Here is a 15,881-nt window from a genome sequence, read left to right as displayed (position 1 = left end):
CTGCCGCTGGTCGAGGTCGAGGCCGACCACCGCCGGCACGCCGTGGTCGAACAGAGCATCGCCGAGCTCAAGTCCGCCGGCCTGGCGCACCTGCCCTCGGGCCGGTTCATGGCCAACGCCGCCTGGCTCGCGCTCACCGTGCTGGCCCACAACCTCGGTCGCGCCGTCGGTCTCCTCGCCGGCGGACGACTGGCCCGGGCCACCGCCGCGACGCTGCGCACGACGCTGTTCACCATGCCCGCTCGACTCGTTCACTCCGGCCGCCGACGACGCCTCCGCGCTCCCGAACGCTGGCCCTGGCAGACCGAGTTCGACACCGCGATGACAGCCATCACCGCACTCCCGCGACCAGCCTGACCCCCGCACCTACGACCGGAGACCGGAGAGGCCGGCCAGCCCGGCGGGACCACCCTGCCCTCAGCGCGCCGAACGCTTCCCCACTCCGAAACCAAGATCACTCAAGGCAGTGGCCGCTCGTCGCGGTGCATCCGGGCTTAGTGGTGGCCGAGAGCCGCGGCGTGCCGGCCGAGACTGGCTCTGAGTTGGCCGTTTGAGACAGCCCAATGCGCTGCCGCCGTCTGCCTCGCTGGCGGTTCCGCAGGAGGATCCCCTGCGGGACGGGCCTGTCCGAGCCGCCCCCGGCAAAGCCAGGGGCGTTGAGGGTTCGGCTATCGGGATACACCGCAGTTCCTCTCCTGGGGGTCGCGAGAACCGTCTGCCAGGCGCTGCTTCAGCTTCGGCAGTCGCGCTCACGTGGCACTGGTCCTCGGCCTACGGCGGCAACCGGGGTGACGGCTCGATGTCAGCCGCGCGTCGACCGGCCGACGCTAGGCCCGCCCGGCGCGACGCGGCGGCGCGCAGGCGCCGGACAGCGCGGTCCCACCGGCCCTGAACCTGCGGGATTCGACCTTCGATCGGCTGCGGATCGGTCTCGCCCTGCTCACCTAGCCAGCTGGCGAGCCGGCCGGCGCGGTGCACCGCCCGCAGGCGGCGTTCGGCCTGACGCCGGGCCTTGCTCGGCACGATCAGCAGCAGCTGGTCGCCGTGGCGAAGGGTCGTCTGCCGGTCGGGGACGAGCGTGTGCCCGTCGCGCAGGATCACCGAGACCACGGCCCCCGGCGGCAGGCGGAGTTCCCACATCGCCACCCCGTGCAGCTTGGAGCCCGCTGGCACGGAGAACTCCAGCAGATCGGCATCGATGCTGCCCAGCGGGGCCGACTCGATGGCCACCTCGGCGGTGTCTTCCTCGTCGCACACGCCCAGACGACGAGCCAGCGGCGGCAGCGTGGGTGCCTGCACGAGGGTGAAGAGAACCACCAGGACGAAGACGATGTCGAAGATCTGCTGCGCGGCCGGGAGCCGGGCGCTGACAGGGATCGTCGCCAGCACGATCGGCACCGCCCCGCGCAGCCCCGCCCAGGACATGAACGCCTGCTCCCGCCAAGGCACCTGGAACGGCGTCGCGCACACCACCACGGACAACGGGCGGGCGAGCAGCAGCAGTGCTCCGCCGACGATGAGAGCGGGCAGCAGCGCGGCGGGCAGCCGTTGCGGGCTGGCCAGCAACCCCAGCAGCACGAACAAACTGATCTGGGACAGCCACGCTAGGCCCTCGGCGAAGCCGAGAGTGGCGTTGCGGTGCGGCAGGCGGGCGTTGCCCAGCCACAAGGCCGCGACGTACACCGCCATGAACGAGGATGCGGCCACGACGCCTGCGGCAGCGAACGCGAGCATGACGATCGCGACGGTGGCGATCGGGTACAGCCCTACTGACGGCAGCGCACTGCGGCGCAGCACGCTCTCGCCGACTCTGGCCACCAGGAGCCCCACGACGGCTCCGATCGCGAGTTGGTAGAACACCTGGGCCAGAGCCACCAGCGGATTGGACTGCTCCCACCCGTCGGAGACGACGAGGGTCACCAGGATGATGGCCAGTGGGTCGTTGAACCCGGATTCCGCCTCCAAGGTGGCGCCCAGGCGTCGCCGCAGCGGCAGCCGTCGCAGCACCGAGAACACCGCCGCGGCGTCGGTGGAGGAGACGACGGCTCCCAGGAGGATGGCGGTCCGCAGGTTCACGTCCAGCAGCGCGTACGTCACGGCGGCCGTGACCGCCACGCTGAGGGCCACGCCCAGCGTCGCCAGCAGCAGCGATGCCCCCAAGACCGGGCGGATGGTCGACCACCGCGTGGTCAGCCCACCCTCGGCCAGGATGACGCCGAGCAGCACGAGGCCGACCACCTGCGTGAGTTCGGCGTCCTCGAACTCGAGACCGAAGCCGGCCTCGCCGACGATCACGCCCAGGCCCAGGTAGATCAGCAGAGTCGGCAGCCCGGCTCGGCTGGACAGCCGCACGGCCGCGACAGCAACCAGCAGGAGGGCGGTCACCGCCAGCACAACCACGTTCAGGTCGGCGACCGACACGTCCCCTCCCTCCCCAGCGATCGACGGCGTCGCGTTCCGGCGAGCCGCGCACGCGGGGGGTCGGCGGTCGGGTTGTCGACGAGATCGAAACCCGGGGTGTGCGGCCCGAGGACGGCCCCGGCGAGCACGAACAGCGGGATGGAGGCGAGCCCGATCAGCACGCCGGCCCGTGCGAGGACGCGGCAGATGAGAAGCGCGCCCGGGAGGGCGGCCAGGTCCTTGGCCACATGATGCACACGGCCTCCTCCCGGCTCGTCAGCTGGCAGCCGCTCCGTTTCCTCGCATGGTCGCCGCCGCCTCCCCCGTCGCGGAATCCGTGGCAGCACCCACTTTCCCGCGGTGATCACGATCGTTCGATGGGGGCTTCTCTCCATCTCTCGGCGCAGCCCTTGGCGCGGCGACGGCCATGCCCGACCCTCGGTCGAGCGCATGAGTGGGAGTGGTGCGGGAAGGACGGTGGGTGGTGGGCCGAGGATCGCGGGGTCCCCGCGGGGGCGGCGTCCCGCTGTTCTGGCGGGTCTGCCTCATCAACGGTGCGGTGTTCACAGCCGGCACCGCCGTCCTGGCGGCGTCGCCGGCGACGGTGTCGGCGCCGGTCCTTGCCACCGAGGCGATCGTGCTGGCAGTCGGGCTCGGCGTGATGCTGCTGGCCAACGGCGCGCTGCTGCGAGCCACCCTCGCCCCGCTGGACCGCCTCCGGCACCTGATGGAGGGGGTGGACCTGCTCCGACCCGGTCAGCGGCTGCCGGACCTCGGCTACGGGGCGGTCTCCGACCTCATCAGCAGTTTCAACGCGATGCTCGCCCGCCTCGAGGCCGAGCGGAGCTCCAGCAGCGCGCTGGCACTGGCCGCCCAAGAGGGGGAGCGACACCGGGTGGCCCAGGAACTGCACGACGAGGTGGGTCAGGGACTCACAGCGGTCCTGCTCGGCCTCCAGCGGGTGGCCGCCCGGGTCCCAGCCGATGTGCGGTGTGAGGTGCAGCTGGTGCAGGAGACCGCACGGGCGAGCCTCGACGAGGTGCGGCAGGTCGCCCGCCGGCTCCGTCCCGGTGTTCTCGACGACCTGGGCCTGGTCAGTGCGTTGACCTCACTGGTCACCGAGCACGCACGGCTGACCGACGCCGACGTGTGCCGCCGATTCAGCTCGAACCTGCCCGACCTGGGTGCCCAGGCGGAGCTGGTCGTCTACCGGGTGGCGCAGGAGGCCCTGACCAACGTGGCGCGGCACGCCGCGGCCGACCGGGTGTGCGTCGAGCTCATGCAGACCCCGCGGGGGGACGCAGTGCTGTTACGGATCACCGACAACGGACGCGGCGTCGGCGGACGCCCGGAGGGAGCCGGGATGCGAGGCATGCGCGAGCGGGCGATGCTCGTCGAGGGGAGCCTGACCGTGACACCCCACCAGGAGGGCGGGACCGAGCTGCAACTGTTCGTCCCCGTGCCGGGACGTCGGGACGACGCATGAACGCCGCCGGGCCGACCCGCATCCTGCTCGCCGACGACCACGCGCTGGTCCGCCGCGGCGTGCGGCTGATCCTGGAGAGCGAGCCCGACCTCACCGTGGTCGCCGAGGCCGGCGACGGCGCCGAAGCCGTCGCACTCGCCCGCACGCACGAGATCGATCTCGCGATCCTCGACGTCGCCATGCCGCGGATGACCGGCCTGCAGGCGGCGCGGGAGATCTCCCGGCGCCCGGCGGCACCCCGGATCCTGCTGCTGTCGATGTACGACAACGACCAGTACTTCTTCGAGGCGCTGAAGGCCGGGGCAAGCGGCTACGTGCTCAAGTCCGTCGCCGACCGGGACCTCGTCGAGGCCTGCCGCGCCGCGATGCGCGGCGAACCCTTCATCTACCCGGACGCCCTCACGGCGCTGATGCGCGAATACCTGCAACGGGCCCGCCGCGGGGAGCGGCTGCCCGGCAGCATCCTCACCGAACGCGAGTCCGAGATCGTCAAGCTGATCGCCGAGGGCCGGTCGTCGAAGGAGATCGCCGCGCTCCTGGTGATCAGCATCAAGACCGTCGAGCGGCACCGCGCGAACATCCTGCAGAAGCTCGAGATGCGCGACCGCACCGAGCTCACCCGCTACGCGATCCGAACCGGACTCATCGAGAGCTGACACGGAACAACCCCCGGCCCGGCGGCGGACGGCAGAAAGCCCAAGGCGTACCCAAAGCCCTGACATTGGAGATCCCGTGGACATCGATCCGCCAGCCTCGCGGCAGGCGCCGGGCGGCCGCGACCGATCTCTGCTGTCCCGCGTCGACCCGAGGACAAGCAGAGGCTCCTCCAGCACTTTCGTCGGCGAGTGTGAACGCGCGGAGCCCCGCACTTCACCCAACCTTGGACGAGACGACGACCTGCTCCCCCACGTACCAGCCGAATATGAGACTCCTGCCGTAATGCGCGCGTTGGCTGCCCGCGACCATGGTTTTGCGGGACGCGTGACGCCTCCAGCCGAAGGTCGCAGGTCAGACTGAGTCGTCGGGTCCGTACCCGTAACGCGCTTCGGCTTGCGAGACGCGCGCGCGCCAATGAGCGGATGCTTCAGCACAACCAACCCACTCCCCTGAGGCGGGCGCTGCTCCGGTCCGCCCAGCCGTAGCCTCCCGAGACGTGGGCGGACCGCCAGGCTGGGAGCGCTTCGACTCGTGCTGGGCTCGGCTCGATCGCGCTGCCGAACACCTGCACGCGTTCGGCGAGGCGTGGGCGGCGTTCCTCGCAGACCACCCCTACCGGGTGTTCGTCGAGGTCGACGACGCCGGTTCGGGCGTCGTCGGGATTCGGCGCGAGCGGCCGCTTCCGAAGCGGTTGCCGCTGCTCATCGGCGAGTTCCTGTACGAGCTTCGCGCGACGCTCGACAACTGCCTGTACGAGGTCGCGGTCATCCACAGCGCGCAGAACCCTCCACCAGGCGCGTCGCAACTGCAATTCCCGATCTACAGCACGCCGGCCGACTGGGGTCGCAACGTGTACCGACTCAAGCACCTGAGCGACGAGCACCGCCAAATGCTCGAGCGCATCCAGCCCTACCAGGCGCAGCGCCAGGACCTGAACTGCCTCAGGGTGCTGAACGACCTCGCGCGGATTGACCGCCACCGCACGATGCACCTCGTGGGCGCCTGCGTCGTCGAGGGCGGACTCGCCGTGAAGGCGCCGCCGGGGTCGGAGATCACCCGGTCGCGCCGCGTCGAGCGGCCCGTCATCGACGAAGCAGGCGACATCGCCACTTTCGTCGTCGACCCGTGGTCGCGCGGGCAGCAGGTGCAGCTGTACCCGGACCTCGTCTTGGAGGTCGAGATCGCAGAGATGGCGGCTGACCGGCCGTGGGGTTCGCTCGCGAACCGGCTCAAGGCGCTGCACAAGGCGGTCACCGAGTACACCACTGGGCTCGCCGCGTACGCGCTCGGGTACACGGAGCCGGACGTCGGCAAGTAGCGCCCTAATTCAGCTAGTGCTCCGTCGCAGCGGTTCTTGATGGCTTCGCCGGTCAGGGTGGACCATTTCTCATGGCCGCGCACGTGCGCACGGTGGAGATTCCGGACGCTGATCGGCGGGAGCTGCGGCGGCGGGCGCGGAGCAAGGGCGCGCCGGCCCGGGTGGTGGAGCGGGCGCGGATCGTGCTGCTGGCCGGTGAGGGGATGCCGGCAAGCAGATCGCCGCGCGGGTGGGCTGTGCCGAGCCGACGGTGGTCACCTGGCGGCGGCGCTATGCGGAGTTCGGACTGGCCGGGCTGGAGGACCTGCCGCGGCCGGGCTCGGAGTCGCCGTTGCCGGAGGCGCTGCGCGATCGGGTGCTGGAGTTGACCCTGACCGCACCGCCCACCCAGTTCGGCGCCACGCACTGGTCCTCGCGGTTGCTGGCCGCGGCGCTGGCGGCGGAGGGCACGCCGCTCTCGCACGCCACCGTCGCCCGGATCTGGCACCGCTTCGGCGTGCAGCCGTGGCGGGCGGAGACGTTCAAGTTCTCCACCGATCCGCAGCTGGAGGGCAAGATCCGCGACGTCGTCGGGCTGTATCTGCATCCGCCGGCGAAGGCGGTGGTGCTCTGCGTGGACGAGAAGCCGCAGCTGCAGGCCCTCGAGCGCACCGCGCCGGTGCTGCCGGTCCGGCCTGGATCGGCGGAGCGGCAGACCTTCGACTACGTCCGGCACGGCACCACCACGCTGTTCGCCGCGCTGGAGGTGGCCACCGGCAAGGTGACCGACGCCTGCACCGAGCGGCACCGCCACCAGGAGTTCCTCGCGTTCCTCCAGCAGGTCGCCGCCGCCTATCCGCGCCGCGAGCTGCACGTGGTGGTCGACAACTACGCCACCCACAAGCACCCGGCGGTGCGCGCCTGGCTGGCCCGCCACACGCGGGTAACCCTGCACTTCACGCCCACCTCGGGGTCCTGGCTGAACCTGGCCGAGGCGTTCTTCTCGATCATCACCCGCCAGGCGCTGCGCCGCGGCAGCTTTCCCACCGTCGCCGACCTCATCGCCGCCATCGAGCGCTTCATCCACGCGTGGAACGACCGCTGCGCCCCGTTCACCTGGACCAAGGACCCCGACACCGTCATCGCCAAGGCCACCAATCCGCGGCGGCGCAAGACACAAGCCACGCCAGTTACGGAGCACTAGGCCAGGCGAGGGAACGGCCTCGGCCGTGTCCTCATGCCGCGAAGCGCGCGGTCGTCCCGCTCGGGGTTCCTCCTGCCGAACGCTCAGCGAGGTAACGGCTGCAGCGCATCGGGCTGTCCCTTAGCGGCCCACTCAAGGACAGCCCTTGGCCGGGTTGACGCACGACGGGCGCCGGGTCAGGGTCGCCTGGCGATGACGGACCCAGCATCGAGACGAACACCGTCCGCTGCCTGGCCACTCCGAGCTCTGGGGTCCTACCGCCGGGGAGGGCGTGTCCGTGGAAGTCGATGTGATCGTCGAGATCCCCAAGGGATCCCGGAACAAGTACGAGTACGACCAGCAGCTCGGCCGGATCCGGCTCGACCGAATGCTCTTCACCGCGACCGGCTATCCGGGCGACTACGGGTTCGTACCCGAGACGCTGGCCGAGGACGGCGACCCCATCGACGCCCTCCTGCTCCTTGCCGAGCCGACCTTCCCCGGTTGCCTCGTCCGCGCCCGGGTCATCGCCGTGTTCTGGGTACACGACCGCCTGGGCCCGGACGCCAAGCTGCTGTGCGTCCCCGCGACCGACCCGCGGCAGCTCCATCTCCAGGAGCTGGAGGACGTGCCGATGCACCAGATCGCCGAGATCTGGCACTTCTTCGAGATCTACGAGGCCCTGGCACCCGACAAGTCGGCCGAGACCCGCGGCTGGGAGCGCCGGGAGAAGGCCATCAATGCGCTGGAGGACGCGCGGCGCAGGTTCGCCGACCGGCTCACCACGGCCTCCAGTACCCAGGGCTGAGCGAGGTCCGACGCCAGGCCACGCGATGACGAGGCCGCCAGGTCGCTGGGGAGGTTCGACCGCTCGAGACGGTCTTCGAGCCAGCCGTCCCCTCCGGGACGTTTCGACTCTTGCCGCCAGGCGCGGCGGGCCGCCCGTCGACTGGCTGACGCGTCCGTCGCCGTGGCCTCGGGTCGCCCATAGGCCGCCCTCAGAGACAGGCCTGTGGCCTTGGTCCCCCGTCACGGCACAGGGATCGGCTTGCGAGACGACTCGGCTCAACGACTCCAAGCCGACGGGTGGGCGGAGCCCGCCGACGTGTAGGGGCAGATTTCACTACGCACGCGCTGAGCAGGCCGCAGCGTCGACGAGCGGTCCGGCGGGCCGGGTCAGCGACTCGCGGCCTCGATGGTCGCCTCGTGGTCCCCGAAGCGGGCCACCAGCTGCTTCGTCGGCGTGATCCCCTGCGGCAGCTCCACCACCGTGACGTGCGGGCTCATGTCTGCAGTACAGGGGTCCCGCCCGGGGAACAGCGGCCCTAGACGAATCTCGATCTCTTGCTCCGCGGCGACCTCGATGCTGTCCGGCCCGCTGGGGCAGCTACCACTGCCGTGGGTGATCACCGCGAGGTACTGCCCTTCGTTTACCCAGGCGATCGACGACCGGAAAGCCGACTCGAGAGGCGACTGGCCACCGGAGTCGGGCGCAGGCGCCGGCGAGGGCGTGTAGGACAGCTCGAAGCCCTCCCCAGGATCGGGCAGCGTCATTCGCGGCGCATGCGACGGCTCCGGGAGAACCTGAACACGGGGTCCGGGCACCGGCGTGAGCTCGTATTCCCGCGCCTCAGGCGTATCAGCTCCGAGGCCGAACTCCGCGACGTAGGGCGCGCTGCCCGGCCCGCCGGCGCCGCAGGCAGCCAGCACAGGCGTGGCGGCCAGCAGCGCCGCCATCGCCAGCAGGAGCCACACCGGCCGGGGTCCGTTCACAGCTCGCATCGTGCGGCCCTACGGCCTCGCAGTCCAGCAGCTCCACCCGAAGCGGCGATCGGCGTCCCGCAGGGGATCGCTGATCGGTGTCGACGGCTGGTCTGAGGCTTGCTCCGAGCTGTCCTTGAGGGCGACCTACAGGCGCCGCAGGATGTACGACGTCCGCGACTACCTGGCCGTTGAAGACATCAGCCGCCGTCAACCGGGCCATCGCCGCCGCCGCAGACGCTCCGAGGTCGGAGCAGTGATCCTGCCGCCGATGAACGAGGCCATCAGCATGTAGATCGTGTCGCAGCACGGTGTCGACCTCATCAGCTCCGGCTGGGGAAAGACCGTCATGCGCCCGCAGGGCAAGATGTCGCTGATCAAGCGGCTGGGGGCCTCCGGCGCCGACGCTCTGCATGGCGTGCTGTTTCGCCAACTTCGAGATCGACGGCAGCGGACACACCGCCGACGGCGGCTACGTCACCGACATCAAGGGCTTCTGCCTCACCCGCCTGCGCCGGGTCAGCGGCCCGCAACCGGCTCAGGGACCCGAATCCGGATCTGCGGTCGGCGAAGTGGCTTGCACCTGTTTCGGCCCCGCCCGATGTCGCCAGCGCGACAGCCACCGTGGCCGGCGCAGGCGGTCTTCTTCCCAGGACTCCCGGAACTCGTCGTTTGCGAAGGCGATGGGGTCGGTGACGTCAGCGGGACGGCCTCTACCGTGCTGGTAGGCGTTGATCTTCTCGAGTAGTCCGACAAGATCCCGCTCTTCGGTGGGCTCGAGGTCGAGATGGACGTCGGGCTCTTCTGGGACCACCCGTCGCAGCACGGTGCCGTCATCGAGGTACGCGCCGTCGTAATCGTCGTCGGGGTCCTCGGCTTCCATCATTTCCATAAGTTCGATTGCTTCGTCCACTGTCTCCTTGACGGAGACCGCGGTTCCGTAGAACTCGCCTCGGTAGAAGACGAACACGGCGCCCATGACAGGAGTCTGGCACTGGTCGCCTTGCGACGGGCGGGACGCTAACGCAGGTCTGCTGCTCACGACCGGTTAGGGCGCTATGGGCTAGGCGCTTCACGGCTGAGTCACTGACGACCTCAGCCCTGTCCCCCCTGTCCCGCAAGGCGATCCTTGAGCGAGACCAGGCCGCCCCGCTGGCCTGCCCCCCCGGCCGCCGGTTGTGGGACAGCGTCGTCGACCGCTACGAGCTGGACGAACACGAGCGCCCTGCTCGCCGAAGCCGTACGCACCGTCGACCTGCTCGACCACGAGGTCCGCCGCGACGTCCCCACGATCGACAGCCCCCGGGGGCTCCGCGCTCACCCGGCCGCGGTCGAGGCCCGCCAGCAGCGCATCGCCCTCGCCCGGCTGATCAGCGCGCTTCGCCTGCCCGACGACAACGTCGGCGTCCGCCGGCCACCGGGCCGACCGCAGCGGCGCACCGGCGTCCGCGGCGTCTACAGCGTCGGCGGAGCCTGATGCGTCGTGCGCTGCCGAGGAGCGCCGGGGCCGGCACGATCCCCGACGAGCTGCGTCGCTTCGATCCTCGAGACTGGTGGGACGGCCCGGTCTCCGTCGCCGGCACCGAGGAGCACTGTGGGTGGGTCGCCGGCCCGTGCAGCGGTACGAGGCCGCCTGCGCGGCGTGGACGGCGACCACCGGACTGTCGGTGCACAGGCCGGCGGACGGCGAGACCTGGCCGAGGTACTGGTCGCGGGTCGGGCCGCCGCCCGGCTCCGCCGCGACGATGCGGGCGCGGCTCTGTCTTCCGCGGCTCGCCCGATCCCAGTGACAGTTCATCCGGGCCCGCGGGGAACTGTCGGGATCGTGGCTGCCGGGCCGGCGTCCGTCATCGACACTCCACGCGGGCCTGTTCTCTCCACCGCGAGACGAGGACAGTGAGCGGCGCGACAGTGTCGCAGGGGCGCCGTCGCCAGCAGCAGAGAGGAGCGGTGGCATGTACGCCCGATCCACCACCATCCGCGGCAACGCCACGAGACTCGAGGACGCCGTCGCCCACATGCGCGACGAGATCCTGCCGCAGTTGCAGGAGATGAACGGCTTCATCGGCCTGTCGATGCTCGCGGATCGTGAGACCGGCCGCTGTATCGCCACGTCGGCCTGGGGCGACGAGCTATCGATGCGGGCCAGCGCGGACCGCGTCCACCCGATGCGCGAGCGCATGGTGCAGATCTTCGGTGGCGAGCCCGAGGTACAGGAGTGGGAGATCGCCGTCCTCCACCGGTCCCGGATGGGGGACGGGACCTGCGCCCGGGTGACCTGGGTTCGCGCCGACCCGGGGAACCTCGAGGGGATGATTGATGCCTACAAGTCGAGCCTGATGCCGTCGTGGGAGGAGATCCAGGGCTTCTGCAGCAACAGCCTCCTGGTCGACCGTCGGACGGGACATTGCGCGGGGTCCGTCGTCTTCGAGAGCCGCGGGGCGATGGATCACACCCGGGACCAGTTCACGACACTGCGCGAGGAGTTCGCGCGGAAGATGGGTCTGTTCACGACACGGCGCGAGGAGTTCGCGCGGAAGATAGGCCCGGAGATCCTGGAAGTCGCCGAGTTCGACCTCGTCCTTGCCGACCTGCGGGTTCCCGAGACCGTTTGAACCGCACCGGTCGGTACACCCGGGCGGGCGGCTGTACTGACCGGGCCTTCCGTCGCCGGATCCCGGGGGCCTCCTCCGCTGCAGGTCCGCGCCGAGCAGACCCGGTGGATCGGCGTTGCCATCGCCGTTGTGATCGCTCGTCCCGTGGAGTCGAGCACGTCCCGGGCCACGACCCCGGGTGCCGAGGGCTCGGGTTCCACAGCTGAGGGATCGCCTGGTGGCGTGAATCCATACGTTGACCTGCGGGTTCTAGGTTCCGCCGGTGACGGGGCGTGTCACAAGGCAGCGTGGGCCCGCGGGTCCCGGCTGGCCGGGCCGCCGGTCAGCTCACGGCGAGGTCCTCGCTGGTGGGGGGCGTCGTCGGCCAGTTCGGCGGGGGCCGCAGGCGTAGGTCGAGGATCTTCTTCGGCGGTGGAACGCCGAGGGCGGTGAGGGCGTCGCGGGCGCCGGGGGTGGGAGTGCTGGTCTGGGTGAAGGTGCCGACCGGGCCAGTGAACACCCCGACGTGCAGGTCTTGCAGGTCGTCGCGGACGTCGGTCCAGGTACGCCCGGTGCGGATCTCGACGATGCGGACCAGCAGCAGGGCCAGCCAGCACAGCAGCACGTGGGCGCGGATGCGGTGCTCCAGGCGGTGGTAGACCGGCCGTAGCTCCAGGTGGGTCTTCAGGTCCCGCCAGCCGCGTTCGACGTGCGATGAGCTGCTTGTAGCCCAGCGCGATGTCGGCGGCACTCATCGACGGGTCGGAGCAGCGCAGCAGGTACTTGCCGTCCAGCTTGGCCTCGGCGACGGCCTTGGCCCGGTCCACGCGCAGCAGCCCGGCCGGGGTGCCGCGCAGGTAGCGGTAGGGGGCCGGGGGAGGCGCTGATCCGCCCGGCAAGCTCGGCCGCTTGGTGGCCGACAGGGCGTCGGAGCCGCGGATCAGCGCCTCCAGCTTGCCGCTTATCACCTCGCGCAGAGCGGTGTCACGACCGGCCTGGTCGGGGTTGAAGCAGACGATGAAGCGTTCACCCTCGGCGATCTTGACTTCCTCGACCTGCAGGTTGCCGGCGACCGTGGCGTGGCGGCCGGGCCGGGCCAGCGCCGCGGTGGCCTCCACCGACCCCGAGCGCAGCTTCTCCCCGAGGATGTAGGCGTGCCCGCCGCGGCGCAGGTCGGCTCGGTTGGCCGCGGAGGTGAACCCCCGGTCGCCGACCCAGACGACCCGGCCCAGGTTCCATTCCCGCAGGTCGGCCTTGGCCTGGCGGATCAGCGCGGAGTCGGCGGTGTTGCCCAGCCAGGACCACACCCGCACCGGGATCGGCAATCGGCACGATGCGCTGGTTGACTCATCGCATGGTCGAGCCCCTCCCAGAACCGGATCCGATCATCGATCCGAATGAGCCGGTGCCCAACGATCCGGCCGAGCTGCTCCCGGACGCACCGGAGCCCCTTCCGCCCGCGCCGATCGAATCGACACCTGATGATCCCGGCGGCGACACCGGCGGTGTGCCCGAGCCTGCCTGATACGCCCATCGGCAACCGGCGGCCGGTGAGCTCCCGCCCGCTCACCGATCCCCTAGCGACGAGGGTGTGTGCCCACACAGCTCGGCCATGAGGTCGAGTACCTGGTCCTCGCTGGAGCGGCTCCCGCCTCCGTGCGCAAAGAGCTGGCGCAGCAGGTTGCGCCCTTTGGTCGGCTGCCCGTTCGTGGTCGTCGCGGGTCCAGCCGGCGGTGGCTGCCGTGGAGCCGGCGAAGTGCTCGTGCACGCCCACGCTGTAGCGGGACGTGAGGGCTTCGCTCACGGCGTGCACGCGGCGGGTGAGACCGGTGAAGGGACTCCTCGTCCTCGAGCGTGGCGGTGCCTCCAGGTCGGCGATGGTGGGATCGGCGGCGGCAAGGACCTGGCCGAGCCGCTTGCGGTCGGCCGCCAGCTCCTCTCGGTGGCGGCGTCCGAGCCGCTGCGATGGTCAGCTGATGCCGGCATCGCGGGCGAGGGCGACCGCGGCGGCGCGGCTGGCCACGCCCAGCTTCAGGAGCACGCTGGAGACGTGGTTCTGTACCGTCTTGACGCTGATCCCCAACTGGAGGGCGATGGCGTCGTTGGTGGCTCCGTCGGACATCCCTTCCAGCACGTCGAATTCCCGCTCGGTGAGCTGCGGGAATAGGGGACGGCGAGGGTTTCGGCCGGGTTCGATGAGCGCTTCGGTGATCGCGGGATCGAAGATGGCCTGGTTGGCGTGTACCGCCTCGATGGCGCGCAGGATGTCCTGGGGCGGCGCGTCCTTGACGATGTAGCCGCGCGCGCCGGCGCGAACGGCCTCGCCGACCCGTGTGGAGACCGCGTGCATCGTGAGCACGAGGATCCGGACTCGGGGAGCGGTGCGAAGGATCCGCTCGGTCGCCGCAATGCCTCCTCCGCCCGGCATGTCCAGGTCCATGACGACCACGTCTGGGTTCAACTCGACGGCTGCGGCGACGACCGCCTCGCCATCGGCGGCTTCACCGACGACTTCGATGCCGGGAACGGCGTCGAGGAGGCGGCGCATACCGAGACGGAAGACGGAATGGTCGTCGGCGACGACGACTCGGATGGCGCGGGCGTCGGCCACAGAGCCTCCTCCAGACGGAACTCGGCTCGGACGCGGGTTCCGCGTTCCGGCCCGGGCTCGACGGTGCAGGTGCCACCAGCTTCCAGGGCGCGGCGCCGCATCGAGCCGATGCCGACGCCGGCGACGTAGGGTTGTGGCAGTCCGGCGCCGTCATCTGTCACCTCGACAGCGAGGACATCGCCGGCACGAACGAACCGCACGGTTGCGCGCGTTGCCGAGGCGTGGCGCACCACGTTCGTCACCGCCTCCAGCACCAGGAAGTAGGCCGCCTCCGCGACGACCGGAGGCAGCCGCTGCACGTCGTGGCCCAGAAGTGTGAACGACGGGGCCTCCGGCAGGCGGCCCAGCCGCTGAAGGTGTTCGCGGACGGCGTCGAGGAGACCGAGTTGAAGCAGCGCGGCGGGTTGGATCCGGTCGATGATCCGGCGCACCTCTCCCGAGGCCGCGCGCAACTGGGCCGCGATCTCGTCCAGTCCCCGCGCCGCGTCACCAAGGTCATCGGCGGAGCGGCGCAGACCGTCGACCGCCAGGCCGGTGCCCACCAAGATCGGGCCCAGCCGGTCATGCAGATCCCGGTGCAGCCGTTCGCGTTCGACCGCAGCGGCCCGCTGCGCCCGGTCGGCGACCAACCGTAGCTCCGCGCGCAGGCGGACGGCGTGCGCTGCCGCCGCCACCTGGTGGCTCAGCTCGATCAGCAGCAGCATGTCGTCGCGACCGAAGGGGACTCCGGGCTGGCGAAGCCCGACTGCGAGTCTGCCCAGCAGCTCCGACTGGTGCACGAGCGGCAGCTGGACGGCTTCGTGGTCCGGCTCCCCAACTCGGGCCGCCTCCCGGATCTCGCCGTCGGCGAGCAGGTACAGGGCCACCGTTCGCGTCCGCATCAGCCGCGTCACGGCGGTCGTGACCGACGCCCCTAGCTGTGCGTCGTCCGCGGCGTCCCGCAACCGGTCGCGCAATAACGCCAGCGCCGCGAGGGGCTCGTCGCGGTGGCCGAAAAGCAGCCGAGTCGTAGCCCGACTCAGACGACGGCGCGCCGGCTCGGCGACAGCCGCTACGACGACGGCGGCGATCAGCGCAGCCCGCTCGGACCTCGTCGCGCCGAAGGCGGCGGCCACCCCGAGGTAGGTCGCAAAGACGAGGACCGCGACCCCGACGAACACCGTCGTCCGCCGGATCACCAGGTCGATGTCGTAGAGGCGGTACCGCACGACCGCGAGGGCCACCGCGCCCAGCAGCAACAGCGGGATGGCGAGAAATGCTGCCTGGCGCACGTGGTAGGGCAGGACATCGGCGACCGAGTAGAGGATGAGCACCAGCAGCCCCGCTAGGAGTAGGTACTTCAGCTGCTGCCGTGCGATCCCCTGCGCGCCGTGCCACCGGACGGCCAGCGCCGCCAGCCCGCCGATGCCAGCTGCCGTCCACATCACTCCTCCGGCCGCCGCCGCAAGCATGTCCGAACCGACCGCCGAGCCGACGGCGAGACCCAGCGTGGCCGCCCAGCCCAGCCAGACCACCGGGCGCCACCGCGGCGTCGGCGCTCGACCGTCGGGGAAGACTGCGAAGAGCACGGTCGTCAACGGGACGACGCTGAATGCCCAGAGCCAACCATCCGCCGCCCACCCGACGAGTTCCCCGCCCGGGCCGTCGACGGCGGCCCAGCCGCCGGCCATGAGCGACAGCGCCATCGCGGTCCCCGTGACCAAGAGCAGCAGGCCGATCCGGCGCCCTTCCGGCCGCCGCGCGAGGAGGTTCCCGACGCCGACCAGGGCGAGGGCGACGATCACGTTCTGTGCCAGGCCCCAGCTCATGCTGGCGGCCGCGCCGTCCGCCGCGACGAGCAGGGCTACACCCAGCACCGTCGCGGCCGCGGCAGCAGCGGCGAGCGTCCGCAC

Annotated in this window: 15 protein-coding genes and 1 pseudogene; 9 read left to right on the top strand and 7 right to left on the bottom strand. The window is 70.9% G+C overall.

Features of this window, described 5'->3' with window-relative positions:
- On the top strand, positions 1–357 hold a 357-nt coding region (locus CHB94_RS19785), incomplete at its 5' end, for a transposase (RefSeq protein WP_176445658.1).
- 414 nt (positions 358–771) lie between these two features.
- On the opposite strand, the gene CHB94_RS19780 is transcribed toward CHB94_RS19785, so the two are convergent.
- Together CHB94_RS19780 and CHB94_RS19775 are read right to left on the bottom strand one after the other, a co-directional pair.
- Positions 772–2,421, bottom strand: a complete 1,650-nt coding sequence (locus CHB94_RS19780) for a potassium/proton antiporter (protein WP_089338272.1) — start codon at positions 2,419–2,421, stop codon at positions 772–774.
- Positions 2,403–2,657 (bottom strand): hypothetical protein, encoded by a 255-nt coding sequence (locus tag CHB94_RS19775; RefSeq protein WP_141137571.1) that lies wholly within the window; start codon positions 2,655–2,657, stop codon positions 2,403–2,405. Before CHB94_RS19775 ends, CHB94_RS19780 begins: the two co-directional genes overlap by 19 nt.
- Before the next feature lie 227 nt (positions 2,658–2,884).
- Here CHB94_RS19775 and CHB94_RS19770 point away from each other — a divergent pair, with 227 nt between their 5' ends.
- The 5 genes and pseudogenes from CHB94_RS19770 (at position 2,885) to CHB94_RS19750 (ending at position 7,831) form a co-directional block, all read left to right on the top strand.
- Entirely contained in the window at positions 2,885–3,886 is a 1,002-nt protein-coding gene (locus tag CHB94_RS19770) for a sensor histidine kinase (RefSeq protein ID WP_089338280.1), read from the top strand.
- Positions 3,883–4,542, top strand: a complete 660-nt coding sequence (locus CHB94_RS19765) for a response regulator (protein WP_089338270.1) — start codon at positions 3,883–3,885, stop codon at positions 4,540–4,542. The genes CHB94_RS19770 and CHB94_RS19765 overlap by 4 nt, the downstream gene beginning before the upstream one ends.
- Before the next feature lie 620 nt (positions 4,543–5,162).
- A complete protein-coding gene (locus CHB94_RS19760; protein WP_141137570.1) occupies positions 5,163–5,861 on the top strand; it encodes a hypothetical protein in 699 nt (232 codons plus the stop codon).
- A 71-nt stretch (positions 5,862–5,932) separates the two neighbouring features.
- A pseudogene (locus CHB94_RS19755) lies at positions 5,933–7,044 on the top strand (IS630 family transposase).
- 277 nt (positions 7,045–7,321) lie between these two features.
- Complete coding sequence (locus tag CHB94_RS19750) at positions 7,322–7,831, top strand: inorganic diphosphatase (protein WP_089338268.1); 510 nt, start codon at positions 7,322–7,324, stop codon at positions 7,829–7,831.
- Between the two features lie 368 nt (positions 7,832–8,199).
- Here CHB94_RS19750 and CHB94_RS19745 read toward each other — a convergent pair whose 3' ends face one another.
- Both CHB94_RS19745 and CHB94_RS19735 read right to left on the bottom strand, forming a co-directional pair.
- A complete protein-coding gene (locus CHB94_RS19745; protein ID WP_089338267.1) occupies positions 8,200–8,778 on the bottom strand; it encodes a hypothetical protein in 579 nt (192 codons plus the stop codon).
- A 544-nt stretch (positions 8,779–9,322) separates the two neighbouring features.
- On the bottom strand, positions 9,323–9,763 hold the full coding sequence (locus tag CHB94_RS19735; protein ID WP_089338265.1) for a hypothetical protein: 441 nt from the start codon (positions 9,761–9,763) through the stop codon (positions 9,323–9,325).
- A gap of 150 nt (positions 9,764–9,913) precedes the next feature.
- On the opposite strand from CHB94_RS19735, the gene CHB94_RS19730 reads away from it, so the two are divergent.
- Both CHB94_RS19730 and CHB94_RS19720 read left to right on the top strand, forming a co-directional pair.
- Positions 9,914–10,261 (top strand): hypothetical protein, encoded by a 348-nt coding sequence (locus CHB94_RS19730; RefSeq protein WP_217899391.1) that lies wholly within the window; start codon positions 9,914–9,916, stop codon positions 10,259–10,261.
- Between the two features lie 478 nt (positions 10,262–10,739).
- A complete protein-coding gene (locus tag CHB94_RS19720; RefSeq protein ID WP_089338263.1) occupies positions 10,740–11,399 on the top strand; it encodes a hypothetical protein in 660 nt (219 codons plus the stop codon).
- 322 nt (positions 11,400–11,721) lie between these two features.
- Here the strand turns inward: CHB94_RS19720 and CHB94_RS19715 are convergent, their stop codons facing one another.
- Entirely contained in the window at positions 11,722–12,129 is a 408-nt protein-coding gene (locus CHB94_RS19715; protein ID WP_089338262.1) for a hypothetical protein, read from the bottom strand.
- A gap of 603 nt (positions 12,130–12,732) precedes the next feature.
- Here CHB94_RS19715 and CHB94_RS25370 point away from each other — a divergent pair.
- Entirely contained in the window at positions 12,733–12,903 is a 171-nt protein-coding gene (locus CHB94_RS25370; RefSeq protein ID WP_176445657.1) for a hypothetical protein, read from the top strand.
- A gap of 444 nt (positions 12,904–13,347) precedes the next feature.
- Here the strand turns inward: CHB94_RS25370 and CHB94_RS19705 are convergent, their stop codons facing one another.
- Together CHB94_RS19705 and CHB94_RS19700 are read right to left on the bottom strand one after the other, a co-directional pair.
- Positions 13,348–13,926 carry a response regulator transcription factor gene (locus CHB94_RS19705; protein ID WP_089338279.1) on the bottom strand — a complete coding sequence of 193 codons (579 nt, stop codon included), beginning with the start codon at positions 13,924–13,926 and terminating at the stop codon, positions 13,348–13,350.
- Positions 13,836–15,881 carry a sensor histidine kinase gene (locus tag CHB94_RS19700; RefSeq protein WP_089338260.1) on the bottom strand — a complete coding sequence of 682 codons (2,046 nt, stop codon included), beginning with the start codon at positions 15,879–15,881 and terminating at the stop codon, positions 13,836–13,838. Before CHB94_RS19700 ends, CHB94_RS19705 begins: the two co-directional genes overlap by 91 nt.

The organism is Blastococcus mobilis, assembly GCF_900188025.1.
Taxonomy (GTDB): domain Bacteria; phylum Actinomycetota; class Actinomycetes; order Mycobacteriales; family Geodermatophilaceae; genus Blastococcus_B; species Blastococcus_B mobilis.
The sequence above is the reverse complement of the archived record's forward strand: the minus strand, read 5'-3'. Positions and strand labels throughout refer to the sequence as shown.

Coding starts and splice junctions, on each gene's coding strand:
- CHB94_RS19735 (WP_089338265.1), bottom strand. CDS start 9,763: ATGGGCGCCGTGTTCGTCTTCTACCGAGGCGAGTTCTACGGAACCGCG.
- CHB94_RS19765 (WP_089338270.1), top strand. CDS start 3,883: ATGAACGCCGCCGGGCCGACCCGCATCCTGCTCGCCGACGACCACGCG.
- CHB94_RS19705 (WP_089338279.1), bottom strand. CDS start 13,926: ATGCGCCGCCTCCTCGACGCCGTTCCCGGCATCGAAGTCGTCGGTGAA.
- CHB94_RS19720 (WP_089338263.1), top strand. CDS start 10,740: ATGTACGCCCGATCCACCACCATCCGCGGCAACGCCACGAGACTCGAG.
- CHB94_RS25370 (WP_176445657.1), top strand. CDS start 12,733: ATGGTCGAGCCCCTCCCAGAACCGGATCCGATCATCGATCCGAATGAG.